This is a genomic window from Caballeronia sp. EK (assembly GCF_014384845.1).
Taxonomy (GTDB): Bacteria; Pseudomonadota; Gammaproteobacteria; order Burkholderiales; family Burkholderiaceae; genus Caballeronia; species Caballeronia jiangsuensis.
The window spans coordinates 482,067-495,306 of the sequence record NZ_JACSUE010000007.1 but is presented as its reverse complement, the minus strand read 5'-3'; the positions used below and the strand labels follow the sequence as shown (position 1 = coordinate 495,306).

The following is a 13,240-nucleotide window of genomic DNA, read 5'->3' as shown; positions in this document are numbered from 1 at the left end:
GCTCAGGCGTTGCCTTCGGGCTGCGTCGCCGCCGTGGCGATCTGCGAAAGCTCGCCGCGCAGCTTGTCGGAGAGTTCCTTGTTCTTCAGGATTTTTTCGAACTCGCGACGGAACGTACCGTTGTCCAGCAGGTTCGACTTCAGATCGCGCAGCAGATTGCGCACGGCGAGCAGCGCCTGCAGTTCCGGAATCTGCCGGGCCACTTGCTCCGGCTCGAAGTCCTTCATCGAACGGAAGGAGAGGTTGACCGGCATATCGGAGCCGTCGTTCGCGAGCGTGTTCTCGGTGGCGAATTTCAGGTCGGGCGCGTAGTCCGCCAGAACCGCGTCGAAATTGTTCTTGTCGATATTGACCTTCTTGCGCTCGGAAAGCGGCGCCTGCTCGCGCCCCGCGCTGAAGTCGCCCGCGACGAGCAGCTTGAGCGGCAATTCGACCTTCTTTTGCGCGCCGCCGGTATGCAGATCGAGCGTGATCGAAACACGGCTCTTGGGAATCTCTCTCTGAAAGCTATCCATCAATAATCCTTAATAAATAGATGACATGCATCTCAATATAGAGAAGCCGGACCAAAGTCTTTGGGCCTGCCCGACCGGGCGGAAGACATACCCAGTCTACGAATCTGTCTTTCGAACGTCATTGGGGTCTCATTAGAACAGGTTTCACCTCAATAAAAAAGTATCGTTAGCTTGCCTTGATATTTGGAAATCGAGACGGAACAACGCGCGCGGACGTTGATATAAAAAGGTTTTTCAAATCTCTCTCACGGTCTTCCTTCGAGTTCCAAGACGGCGGCTCATTCCAAAATCCGACACTATTTGACACTTCTCGCGGACCGCGATTCGTCTTGAAATTAGTCCACACGCCTCGTGACCGACGGCAAGTTGCTGTTATCAAGCAAAATTTTTATTTTTTGATCGGTAATCAATCCGTTTTCATGAGTAGGTATACGAATTAAATGCAGGCCTATAGAATCCATTCCAATACAAACGAATAGCATCACCAAATATATTATGCGGATCGATAAGCCGCTCTGGCACGAAGGACTGATTCTCACGCAGCAGCATTTCCAGCAACAGGAGCGGTGGACGGAATTCGCCCTGCGGCAGTTCACGTCGGCCGCGCTCGCGCAGCCGTGGGGAACGCTCGACGTCGAGGTCGACGAAGACGCGCTCGCAGCCGGCCGCTTCAAGCTGTCGCGGCTCAGGCTGCGGTTTCCCGACGGCACGCCCATCGATACGTCGCTGGCGCAAGCGCTGCCACCCGCGCGCGATCTCACGCAAGGCGTGAGCGCGGAACGGCAAAGCGTGACCGTGCTGGCCGCGCTCGCGCTGCCCGACGCCAACGGCAACAACTGCCGCATGGACGATACGCCGCTCACGCGTCCGCGCCGCGCGTATCGCGAGTTCGTCAAGGTGGTCGACCTGAACGGAACGGACGAAACCGAGATCGCCGCGGAGCGTCACGCCGTGCGCCTGCTTCTCGACTTCGAGCCGCATGCCGACGACACCGTCTGCGCCATCGCGCGCCTGACGCGTTCGACGAGCGGGCAGTTCCAGCTCGACCGGCGTTACGTGCCGCCTTGCCTGTCGCTGGGCGCGCATGCGCTGCATGTCGAGCGCATCAGCCGGATGGCCGACATCCTGCTCGCCAAGAGCCTCGCGCTCGGCGTGCGACGCAGCGAGCGCATCGAACAGGTCGCCGAATACGGCGTGGCCGACGTGCAGCTGTTCTGGCTCCTGCACTGCATCCATGCGGCGTGGCCGAAGCTGCGGTTCCTCGCGTCGAATCCGAACCTGCCGCCCGAGCGGCTGTATACGGTTCTGGCCGAGCTCGCCAGCGCGTTGATGACCTTCTCCACGAGCGCGCAACTCACGGATATCCCGTCCTACGATCACGTGCGCGCAGACGAAGTGTTCGCGGAGATCGAATCGATGATCCGCAATCTGCTCGACGCGATCATCCCGTCGCGCGTCGTGCCGATCAATCTCACGCACGACAACGCGACGACGTGGAGCGGCAAGATTCTCGACACGCGTATCGCCGACGGCGCCGCCGACTGGTATCTGTCGGTCAACTCGACGCTGCCCGCCTTCGAGCTTATCGAGCGCATCCCGCGGCTGTGCAAGATCGGCGCGCCCGACGAGGTCGATCACATCGTCAATTCCGCGCTCGCGGGCATTGCGCTGAAGGCCGTTCAGCGCGTGCCGGCGGCGATTCCCGTGCGTCTCGACAACCAGTACTTCGCACTCGATGCCGCGAGTCCCGCGCTCGCGCGCATGCTGGCCGCGCGCGCATGCCAGGTCTACCTGCCGACATCCGTGCCGGATGTCTCGCTCGAACTCTACGCGGTGCTGCGCTCATGAACATGCTGTCCACGTCTTCCGCCCATCCGGGTCTCGTCGATGCGGGGCCGGGTGTCGCGCCGGCCGCCGTGAGCGGCATCCGCGATCTGCTGCGCGACACCGCCCTCTTCGTCGCGAACCTGTCGACGGGCGGCACCGTCGAGAATTTCAATGCGTTGCGCACGCGCTGCGCGTCGATGGTCGCGGATCTGAGCGCTGCGCTCGAACGGCGCGCTTATCCGGAAGACGTTCGCGACGATGCAGTGAAGGCGCAATGCGCGCTGCTCGACGAAACGGCGCTGCAACACCTCTCGCACGAGGACAAGCCGCTATGGTCCGCGCAGCCCTTGCAAGTCGAGAAGTTCAAGCAGCACGACGGCGGCGAGCGCGTCTTCGAGCGGCTGGAATTCCGCATGCGCGAGCGTTCGCCACAAGTCGATCTGCTCGAATGCTACGCGGCGATTCTCGGCCTGGGATTTCTCGGCCGATACGCAGTTCACGGTGAAAATGAACGTCAGGCGCTCATCGCCGAACTGAATGCGCTGATCGGGCGCCTCCGCCCCGAAGGCGAGCGCGCCCTCATGATCGATCAGCCGGGCCGGCGCTTCGGCGACTGGTTTCGGCGCATCTCGCCGTGGGCTATCGCCGGACTCGGCTGCGTCGTCGCGCTCGTGACGTGGGTGATCTGGCGCATCGCGCTCGATGCGCAACTCGCCGCGTTGATTCCCCACGCCGTCAAGCCGTGAGCAATATGCAAAGGTTGGGTTATCCGGCGCGCAGCATTGTCGTGTTTGCGGCGCTTCTCGCGCTCGCGGTGCAGTGGTTTGTCGAGCCTTTCGGCAAGGAATGGGTCTGGTTTTCCACGGCCGCCATTGTCGTTGCAGCGACGGTTTTCATCGTCTGGCGCACCCGGCAACTGTCGCGCGCGCGTCGGCGGAGCGCGCATATCCTGCACGCGCTGGGCGCCGCGACCGTCGACATCCCGCTGAATCTGCGCGCCCGCATGCCGCTCGTGCTCGTCACGGGCGATGCGCTCGCCTCGCTCTTCGATCGCGGCGCACATGAGCCGCGCCTCGTATATATCGGCGATGGTGCGATCTGGCTGCGCGTGGATCGTCCGCAGGATCTGCCCGAGGTCGCGCTTGCGATGCGGCAATGGCGCGACGGCCATCCGCCCGATGGTGTCGTGCTGAGCATCGCGCCCGCGCTGCACCTCGACGCCGACGCGCTCTCGCAACGTCTGCGCGTCGCACGTCAGGCGCTCGCCGATGCGTCGCGTCTCGTGAGTGCGCGGCTGCCGGGTTACATCGCCGTCTATCAGCGACTGACGAACCTTGCGCCCCGCGACGCGAACTCAACGCGCGAATGGCACAGCGTATCCGCCGCCGCGCCGATCATCGACGCGAGGCGTTTCGAGATCGTCATCCGGAATGCGGAAAGCGAAGCCTCCGGCGATCGCTATGCGGCCGCTCATGCCGCCGCGCTTGCATCGATCGTCGGCTGGACGCAGCGCGTGATATTCGGCACGCTCACCGATCCGCGCCAGCCGGCCGCGCCCTGGGCGCTTTATGGCGCGGGCTGGATCGATTGCGGGCCCGCGAGCGATGCATCCAGACCGTGGGAGCGTGACGTGCAATCGCAGACGCGCGTTGCGCCCGCGAAAGTCGACGCGACGCCCGCGCCGTGGCCGTTGCCGCAGTCGTTGATCGAAGCGATGCCGCGCCGCGTCGCGATGTCGCCGCGCGTCGCCGCCTTCGCGCACGCAATCGGCATCGCGGCACTCGCTGCGGGCGCCGCGTTTCTCGGCGCCGGCCGCAACAACGCGGCACTGCTCAACCGTATTCACGCGGATCTGGACCGCTACGCATCGATCACGCCGGATCACGACGCGGCCCGGCGCGATGCGCGGCGCTCGCTCGTCGCCGATCGCGACGAACTGGATCGCTACGCCCGCACCGGCGAGCCGCTCAAACTGTCGTTCGGGCTGTATCACGGCGCGCAACTGGTGCCCGCGTTGAATACGGCAATCGCGAGCTATCAGCCGCCGCCTCCGCCGCCCGCCGTAATAACGCTCGACAGCATGTCGCTCTTCGACAGCGGCAAGGCGCAGTTGAAGCCCGGCTCGACGCGCGCGCTCGTCGACGCCGTCGAGATGATCAAGGCGCATCCCGGCAAACGGATACTCGTCGCAGGTCACACGGACAACGCCGGCGACGCCGCCAGCAATCTGAAACTGTCGAACGCGCGCGCGGCGGCATTGCGCGACTGGCTGATCGACGCCTCTGGCATTCCGGCCACGCAGTTCGCGGTTCAAGGCTACGGCGACACGCGCCCGATCGCCGCCAACGGCACGCCCGCGGGCCGCGCGAAGAACCGTCGCGTCGAGATCACGCTGGTGCCGGACAGAACAAATAGCGCGAACTAGCATCGCGAATCGAATCCCCGGGGTTCCCTCTCCGGGATCTTGTCGCTCAGGAGTTTTCCTGGGCATTGCTTGGCAGTACCAAAGAGGAGTAGTAAATGGCAATTCCCGCATACATGTGGCTCAAGGATGACGGCGGCGCCGACATCAAGGGTTCCGTCACGGTGCAAGGCCGCGAAGGCAGCGTCGAAATGGTCGCGTTCGATCACGGCGTGCACATCCCGACCGATGGCAACACCGGCAAGCTGACCGGCACGCGCGTTCACGCGCCGATCACGCTGACCAAGGAAACCGACGCATCGACGCCGTACCTGTACAAGGCGGTGACGAGCGGCCAGACGCTGAAGTCCGTCGAGATCAAGTGGTACAAGATCGACGACGCGGGCAAGGAGAAGGAATACTTCAACACCAAACTCGACAACGTCAAGGTCGTGGCCGTGCGCCCGAAGATGCTCGACATCAAGAATCCCGATTACGAGAAGCACAACCATCTGGAAGAAATCGAACTGCGCTACGAACAGATCACCTGGTCGTACAAGGACGGCAACATCATCCACAAGGACACGTGGAACGAGCGCGCGTAAGCGTCTCATGACGACGTGAGTCGTCGAAGCCAGTCCGCATCGCGGGCTGGCTTTTTCTTCCGAATTCCCGCAGCCCCGCACGCACTCCTTCATCCCCTCGTCACCGAACTTCATATGACAACGCGCGACTCCACTCATCTGCTTCGCCGGCTCAACCCGCACTGCGCCCGTACGCTCGAAGCGGCCGCGAGCCTGTGCCAGTCGCGCTTTTCCGACGAAATTACCGTCGAGCATTGGCTGCTCAAGCTGATCGAAGCAGACGAAGGGGATATCCCCGCGATCCTGCGTCACTATGAAATCGACGTCGATGCAATCTGGAACGCGTTGCTCGCCGCGATCGACCGCCAGCCGCGCAATCTGCGGGGCATGCCGTCGCTCTCCATTCAGCTCGCGAGCGTGCTGCAGGACGCGTGGAATCTCGCGTCGCGCGAGGATATGGAAGGCACGATCCGCTCGGCGCATCTGCTGCGCGCGATCATCGCCGCGCCGCACGTGATGCGCACGCAGGATGCATGGCCGCTTTTCTCGCTGTCCGGTGCGCAGATCGAACGTCTGGTGCCGCGGCTCGGACGCGCTTCGTGCGAGAACGCATCCCAACAGGAAGACGATGAAGCCGATGAACCAAGCGCGCCCTCATCCGATACGAACACACCTGCACCCGCTCAACCGAAACCACCCCGCTCGACCGAAGGCGAAGCGCTCGAACGCTTCGCCATCGATCTGACGGAGAAAGCGCGTCGTGGCGAAATCGATCCGGTGTTCGGCCGCGATCGCGAAATCCAGCAGATGATCGACGTCCTCGTGCGCCGCCGCAAGAACAACCCGATCCTCGTCGGCGAACCGGGCGTCGGCAAGACGGCGCTCGTCGAAGGGCTCGCGCTGCGCATCGCGGAAGGCAGTGTGCCGTCGCTGTTGCGCGAGGTGCGCATCCTCACGCTCGATCTCGGCCTCTTGCAGGCGGGCGCTGGCGTGAAGGGCGAGTTTGAGCAGCGCCTCAAAAACGTGATCGACGAAGTGAAGGCATCGGCGACGCCGATCGTGCTCTTCATCGACGAGGCGCACACGCTGATCGGCGCGGGCAATTCGGCAGGCGGTTCCGATGCGGCCAATCTGTTGAAGCCGGCGCTCGCGCGCGGGGAACTGCGCACGATCGCCGCGACGACGTGGACGGAATACAAGGAATACTTCGAGCGCGATGCGGCGCTGGAGCGGCGCTTCCAGTTGGTCAAGGTCGAGGAGCCGGACGACGATGCCGCCTGCCTCATGCTGCGCGGCCTCGCGACGCGCTACGCGAAGCATCACCATGTGCATATCCGCGACGAAGCGCTCGTCGCGGCGGTCAGGCTCTCGCGCCGATACATCCCCGCGCGCCAGTTGCCGGACAAGGCCGTCGATCTGATCGACACGGCCGCCGCGCGCGTGCGCATGGGTCTCGATACGCCGCCCGCCGAGTTGCAGCGTGCCCGTGCGGCCGCGGCGGCGCTGGAACTCGAACGCGCGACCATCGATGCGGACGAGCGCGCGGGCATCGACGATGCAGCCGCGCGCCGCGACGCGCTCGACGCCGCGATTGCGCAGGCGAACCAGGAACTCGCGGAGATTCAGGCGCGTTATGAGCGTGAGCTGTCGCTGGTTCGCGCGCTGCTGGAGCAACGCGGCGACGGCGCGGCGAAGCCCGACGCGCACGCCTTCGCCGCAGCGAAGCACGCGCTCGACGAAGCGCAAGGCAAGACGCCGCTGATCTTCGCCGATGTCGATGCACAAGCCATCGCGCGCGTGGTCGCCGAATGGACCGGTGTGCCGGTCGGCAGTCTCGTCGAAGATGAACTGCTGAATCTGCTTACGCTGGAGGACCAGTTGCAAAAGCGCGTGGTCGCGCAAGACGACGCGCTCGGCATGCTCGCGCAAAGCCTGCGCACCGCGAAGGCGGGACTCAAGAGCGAGCATGCGCCGCTCGGCGTGTTCCTGTTGACGGGAACGTCGGGTGTCGGCAAGACGGAGACCGCGCTCGCGCTCGCCGATGTGCTCTTCGGCGGCGAGGCCGCGCTCACGACGATCAACATGTCGGAGTATCAGGAAGCGCACACGGTATCGCAGTTGAAGGGCTCGCCGCCGGGTTACGTCGGTTACGGGCGCGGCGGGATTCTGACCGAAGCCGTGCGCCAGCGCCCTTATAGCGTCGTCTTGCTCGATGAAGTCGAGAAGGCGCATCGCGACGTGCTCGACATGTTCTATCAGGTTTTCGACCGCGGCTCGATGCGCGATGGCGAAGGCCGCGAGATCGATTTCCGCAACTGCGTGATCCTGATGACGTCGAACCTCGGCAGCGAACAGATTCACGATGCGACCACCGACACGCCCGACATCGCGCACGCCGCGCTGCTCGACGCCATTCATGATCCGCTCGTGAAGCACTTCCAGCCCGCGCTGCTCGCGCGCTTCCAGACGCTCGTCTACAGGCCGCTGGACGTGAACGCGCTCGGCAGCATCGTGCGGCTGAAGATCGCGAAGATCGCGGATCGCCTGAAGCGTCAGCACGACGTGGCGCTGGTCTGCGACGATTCGCTGATCGCATCGCTCGCCGAGTTGTGCCTGTCGCGCGATTCAGGCGCACGCAACATCGACGCGTTCCTCGATCAGCGCATCCTGCCGACGGTCTCGCGCGAATTGCTCACGCGCATGGCGAGCGGCGCCGCGCCTGCGGAGATACACCTTGCGCAATCCGGGGAAGCGAATCTGACGATCGAATTCATCGATCGCGGCGAGCCCGAGCAAGCCGCCCTCTGAAGCGAGCGACGATGCCAGCCGGTCCATCCCTCTACGAAATGCTGCTCGGCCAGATCGACGGCGAGCCGCTCAGCGATTTCGACGACCGCACGCTCGAAGTCCTGAGCGTGCAGCAAAACGTGCGGCGCATCCTGAATACGCGGGCCGGTGCGCTCAAGCATCTGCCCGACTACGGGTTGCCCGATCTGACCAACATCTACAAGGCGCTGCCCGCGTCCTCCCAGGCGCTCAAGGAGCAAATGGAAGCGACGCTCCTGAAGTACGAGCCGCGCATCCGGGCGATCGACGTGGAGATGGTCGACACGCCCGAACCCGGCCTGCAAGTGAGCTTCGAGATGACCTGTCATCTCAAGCGCGCGGGTCTCGTGCGCTTCGGGACGTATTTCGTTCCGCCGGGTGTTTTCAGGCTGGAGCGGCGCGTGCGCGAGGGGAAAATCTAAAGCCGCCCCTCAGCCCACCCTACTCATGCCACTGCCCCGCCCCTCCCGCAAACGCCGGCACACCCATCTCACCGCGACTCTGCGCCTCCCGCGCCTCATCGGCCTCAACAGTCTTGCTCGTGTCGATGAAAAGCGCCGCGAACGCGCCGACCGCGAGCAGCCCCGCCGAGATCGTGAACGGCACGTTATAGCTGCCCGTCTCCTGAATCAGATAGCCGAACGCAACCGGCGACGCCATCCCCGCGAGACCGAAGCCCGTGTTCATCATGCCGCCCGCCGTGCCTGCATACTTGCCCGCGATATCGAGCGGCAAGGTCCACAACACCGGATTCGTGATCTCCAGGAAAAAGAAAGACCCGGTCAGGAACCACACCGCCGCGATCGGGCTCGGCGCATTGACCATCGGTATGAGGAACGCGAGCGAACCGCCCATGCCGACGACCAGAATGCTGCAACGCGCGAGACGCAGCCGTCCGGTCATCTTGAAGATGCGGTCCGATAGCACGCCGCCCAGCGTATCGCCGATCACGCCCGCGAGCAGCGGCAACGCGGTGAAGAGCGCGAGTTGCTTCAGATCGAAGCCCCGCGATTCCTTCAGATACGAAGGGAGCCACGTCAGATACACCCACAGCAGCCAGCCGTAGCAGAAGTCCACCAGCGTCACGAGCCACATGCGATGAATCAGCTTGCGCCACGGCGTCGGGTTCTTTCTCGCACGCGCGCATTCACCCGCGCGATAGCCGATTTCAGCGGTCTCCTCGGGCGTCACACGGCGGTTTTCGTCGGGTGAATTGGTGAAGACGAAGAGATACAGCACCGTCCACGCGAGACTCGCGATACCGAGCAGAATGAACGCCTCGCGCCAGCCGCTCGCCGCGACCACCGCGAGCACGAGCGGCGGCGTCACCGCGCCGCCGAGCCGCGCGAAGCTATGCGTGATGCCTTGCGCGAAGCCGCGTTCGTGCACCGGCATCCAGAACGTGAATGCGCGCGTCGCGGTCGGGAACGCGCCGCCCTCGCCGATGCCCAGTGCGAGACGCAACAGCACCAGCATGCCGATGCTGCCCGCGAAGCCCGTCGCTAGCGTCGCCGCGCCCCAGATCAGCGAGAGCACGGTCAAGACGAGCTTCGGCCCGAAACGATCGGCGAGCCATCCGCCGACGATCTGCATCACCGCGTACGGATAGGCAAACGCGGAGAAAACGAGCCCGAGTTGTACGGACGTCAGTCCCATCTCCTGGCGAATCAACGGTCCCGCCACGGCGATATTCACCCGGTCGATGTAAGAGATGAAGTACATCAGGCACATCACGCCGAGAATGATATGGCGCGTCTTCACGCGCTGACGTTGCTTGTTCACGTTGTCTCCTTCAGTCCATCTGATGTGGAATGTCAAGTCGTGCGAATTAATTCGCGTCGGCTTACGTTGCAGGCTGCGGACTCTCAACGAGCTTCAGGCGCTGCACCTTGCCCGACGGGCCGCGCGGCAATGCATCGGTAAAGCGGAATTCACGCGGTGTCTTGTAGCGGCCCAGTTCGCGCAGGCAGTACGCGCGCAGTTCCGCGACATCGAGCGAAGCCGCGCCGCCGCTCGGCACGATATACGCGACGATGTCCTGCCCATACGCCGCATCGGGCACACCGACCGCGGCCGCTTCGAGCACGCCGGGATGACGCAGCAGCGCTTCGTCGATCTCGCGCGGCGCGATGTTCTCGCCGCCCTTGATGATCAGTTCCTTCGCGCGCCCGTTGATATAGAAGAAGCCCGCCTCGTCGCGATAGCCGAGATCGCCGGTGCGCAGCCAGCCGTCCGTGGTGAACGCGTTGCGCGTCTCTTCCGGGCGCTTGTAGTAGCCGCTCATCAGTTGCTCGCCGCGCAGCACGAGTTCGCCGGTTTCATTGGACGCGCATTCGCGCCCGTCGAGATCGACGATCTTCGCTTCGCCGCCCGATGGCAGACCGATGCTGCCGAGTCTCCTCATCGTTTCATCATATGGATTACTGAACATCGGTGCGGCGGTTTCTGTCATGCCCATCGTTTCGATGACGCCGATGCCGAAGCGCTCCTCGAATGCGCGATGATGATCGGCCGGCAGCGCCGCCGATGCGCTGCGGCAGAACTTCAGCGCGGAGATATCGCAGTCTTGCTCGCCTTCCGCATTCAACAGATACGCGACGATAGTCGGCACCACGTTGATCCACGTGCATCCGGAATCCGATGCTTCGCTCCAGAACGTGCGCGCGGAAAAGCGCGGCGTCAGCACCGCCGAGCCGCCGTGCCAGAGCGGCGTCAGCAGCGCGACGACGAGGCCGTTGATGTGATACAGCGGCAGCGATACGAGCACGCGATCATCGTCGGTAAGGCGATGCTCCGCGCTGATATTGCGCATGTTCGCGAGCAGGCTCCGATGACTCAGCAGCACGCCTTTGGGCGCGCCCGTGGTGCCCGACGTGTACATGAGCAGCGCGGTATCGCCGGGATTCGGCGCGCCCGCATCGCTCGCGACGATCTGTGTGCCGGGCGTTTCGTCGCGCACCAGCGGAATCGCGCGCGATGAAAGCGCGGGTATGTCCGGCAACTGCGTCGACGCTGGCGAGGTGCGCACCACCGCGATCTCGCGATCCGTGCCTTCGCTGCGCAACGCATCGATCGCCTGGACGATTGTGTCGTGCGTATCGTCCGCGACGAAGATCACGCGCGTATCCGAATGCTCGACGATATAGCTCACCTGCGAAGGCTGGCACAGCAGATTCAGCGGATTGGCGACAAGGCCGCTGTACATCGTCGCGAGCAGCAGGCGCGCGGTCTGGATGCCGTTGCCCATGAAGACGGAGACGACATCGCCCGGAAGCAGGCCGGCTGCCTTGAAACGTGCGTCGAGTGCGATGCAATCCTCGCGCAATGCGCCGAACGTCAGTACGTCGTCGTGAGCGGTGGAAAGCAGGAACGGCTTGTCGGGTGCGCTTTGCGCGCGCGCGTCGATCAACGCGCGTAACGTCGGCGCATCGAGCGGCATCCGATCAGACGCAACGATTCGATCCGGCAGCGCGCTCATCGTCCGACCCTCCGGAAGTAATCGCCGAGAAGCGCGTCGACTTCCGGCACGCGCTCCGCTATCTGGTACGCGACGCGCGTGACGTTCAGGTATTGCCGATAGCCGAGATTCGACGAGAAATTATTGCCGCCCCATGTGCCGCAACCCATCGAGAGCGAGAACGGCAGGCCGTTGTCGAAGTTGCCGCCGGTCGCGAGGCAATGCGCCTGATCGACGATCACGCGCGCCACCGGCAATTGCGTGCCGAGCGTGATTGCGAGCGCATCGTCAGCGCCATGCACGCCGACCGAATGGCCCGCGCCCATATAACCGTAGATGCCGCGCACGATATCGATCGCCGCGCCGATGTCCCGCGCGCGATAGACCGTCAACACGGGCGAGAGCTTCTCGCCGGAAAACGGATGATCCGCTCCGTAGCCGGTCTCTTCGACCATCAGGAACTTCGGCTCGCGCGCGGCGATATCGTCGAGGCCCGCTTCGCGCGCGATCGCGGTCGCAGAACGCGCGGTGCAGCGCGCCGAGAGCTTGCCGTCGTGCCACATCGCCGCCTGCAATTGCGCCTTCTGCGCGGCGTCGAGCATCACGCCGCCCTGCTTCGTCAGCGCATCGAGCATGCGCGCGTAAATGGGCTCCTCGATCACAACGCTGTTCTCCGACGAACAGCTCGTCGCGTTGTCGAACGTCTTGGACACGGCGATCTTGCGCGCCGCATCATCGGGATTCGCGTTCGCCGTGACGATCGATGCGACATTGCCCGCGCCCACGCCGAAAGCCGGCGTGCCGCTCGTATAGGCCATGCGCACGTTGGCCTGCGAGCCGGTCGCGACGACCAGATCGGCGAGGCGCATCAGCGCGGCGGTCGCTGCCTTGCCGATCGGATGCGGCAACATCTGCACGAGATCGGGATCGAGACCGGCCTTCGCGAACTCCGCATGAATGAAGCCGATGAGCGTCGCGCACGACGAATAGCCCTTCGGCGAAGGCGCGACGATGACCGCGTTGCCGCACTTGAGCGCGTTGATGATCTTGTTCGCGGGCGTCGCCGCCGGATTCGTCGATGGCGTGATCGCCGCCACCACGCCGACCGCGCGCGCGATCTCGACGATGCCGTGTTCCTCGTCGCGCGCGATCACGCCCGTCGTCGCGACGCCGTGTAGATCGCGCAGCAGCCCGAGCGTCTTGCGATGGTTCTTGCGAAACTTGTCGTCCGCGTTGCCGAGGCCCGTGTCGCGCACGGCCTGCTCGGCCAGCAGCCGGTTGCGCTGCGGCTCCATGATCGCCCACGCGGCAGCCGCGGCGGCGATGTCGAGGGTCTCCTGTCCCGCCTGCTCGAAGCGTCGTTGCGCGTCGCGCGCTCGCGCCACGAGCGCGCCGACGGCACGCTCCACATCGGGTTCCTGTGTGTTCTGCGCGTTCTCGCTTGGACGCGCGAGCGTTGCGCCGCTTGCCATGTGATTCATGCGATAAACCTCGGCTGTTGGAAGATTGGCGATGCTTTCCAATCTAGTCAGCCGCGTTCGTCGCGCGGTCCCGTTTTCTGGACTAACGCATGCAGCGAAATCGCGAGCATCGGAAATTCAACTTTTCGGGACTTTCACGAGTCCCGAAA

General features: G+C 64.2%; 10 protein-coding genes. 6 read left to right on the top strand and 4 right to left on the bottom strand.

Translation table 11 applies throughout. The features are described 5' to 3' along the window. Positions 1-2 precede the first annotated feature (2 nt). Entirely contained in the window at positions 3-515 is a 513-nt protein-coding gene (tssB, locus tag IAG25_RS23635; RefSeq protein WP_187606996.1) for a type VI secretion system contractile sheath small subunit, read from the bottom strand. Positions 516-1,010: 495 nt separating this feature from the next. Between tssB and tssK the strand changes: the two genes are divergently transcribed. The 6 genes from tssK to tssE all read left to right on the top strand — a co-directional run bounded on the left by tssK (position 1,011) and on the right by tssE (position 8,575). Then, complete coding sequence (gene tssK, locus IAG25_RS23630) at positions 1,011-2,363, top strand: type VI secretion system baseplate subunit TssK (RefSeq protein ID WP_187606995.1); 1,353 nt, start codon at positions 1,011-1,013, stop codon at positions 2,361-2,363. Continuing rightward, positions 2,360-3,088, top strand: coding sequence for a DotU family type IV/VI secretion system protein (locus tag IAG25_RS23625; RefSeq protein WP_187606994.1), 729 nt, complete (start codon positions 2,360-2,362; stop codon positions 3,086-3,088). The genes tssK and IAG25_RS23625 overlap by 4 nt, the downstream gene beginning before the upstream one ends. A 5-nt stretch (positions 3,089-3,093) precedes the next feature. After that, a complete protein-coding gene (locus IAG25_RS23620; protein ID WP_187607139.1) occupies positions 3,094-4,767 on the top strand; it encodes an OmpA family protein in 1,674 nt (557 codons plus the stop codon). 95 nt (positions 4,768-4,862) lie between these two features. Continuing rightward, entirely contained in the window at positions 4,863-5,348 is a 486-nt protein-coding gene (locus tag IAG25_RS23615; protein ID WP_035500229.1) for an Hcp family type VI secretion system effector, read from the top strand. 114 nt (positions 5,349-5,462) lie between these two features. Next, positions 5,463-8,135, top strand: coding sequence for a type VI secretion system ATPase TssH (tssH, locus tag IAG25_RS23610; RefSeq protein ID WP_187606993.1), 2,673 nt, complete (start codon positions 5,463-5,465; stop codon positions 8,133-8,135). Positions 8,136-8,146: 11 nt separating this feature from the next. After that, complete coding sequence (gene tssE, locus IAG25_RS23605) at positions 8,147-8,575, top strand: type VI secretion system baseplate subunit TssE (RefSeq protein ID WP_035500231.1); 429 nt, start codon at positions 8,147-8,149, stop codon at positions 8,573-8,575. A gap of 19 nt (positions 8,576-8,594) precedes the next feature. Here the strand turns inward: tssE and IAG25_RS23600 are convergent, their stop codons facing one another. From IAG25_RS23600 to sauS, 3 genes are all read right to left on the bottom strand, one after another. Continuing rightward, positions 8,595-9,935 (bottom strand): MFS transporter, encoded by a 1,341-nt coding sequence (locus IAG25_RS23600; protein ID WP_035500232.1) that lies wholly within the window; start codon positions 9,933-9,935, stop codon positions 8,595-8,597. A 61-nt stretch (positions 9,936-9,996) separates the two neighbouring features. Next, positions 9,997-11,631: an AMP-binding protein gene (locus tag IAG25_RS23595; RefSeq protein ID WP_187606992.1), complete on the bottom strand. Its 1,635-nt coding sequence runs from the start codon at positions 11,629-11,631 to the stop codon at positions 9,997-9,999. Next, complete coding sequence (gene sauS / locus IAG25_RS23590) at positions 11,628-13,091, bottom strand: acylating sulfoacetaldehyde dehydrogenase (RefSeq protein WP_187606991.1); 1,464 nt, start codon at positions 13,089-13,091, stop codon at positions 11,628-11,630. The genes IAG25_RS23595 and sauS overlap by 4 nt, the downstream gene beginning before the upstream one ends. Between the last annotated feature and the right edge of the window lie 149 nt (positions 13,092-13,240).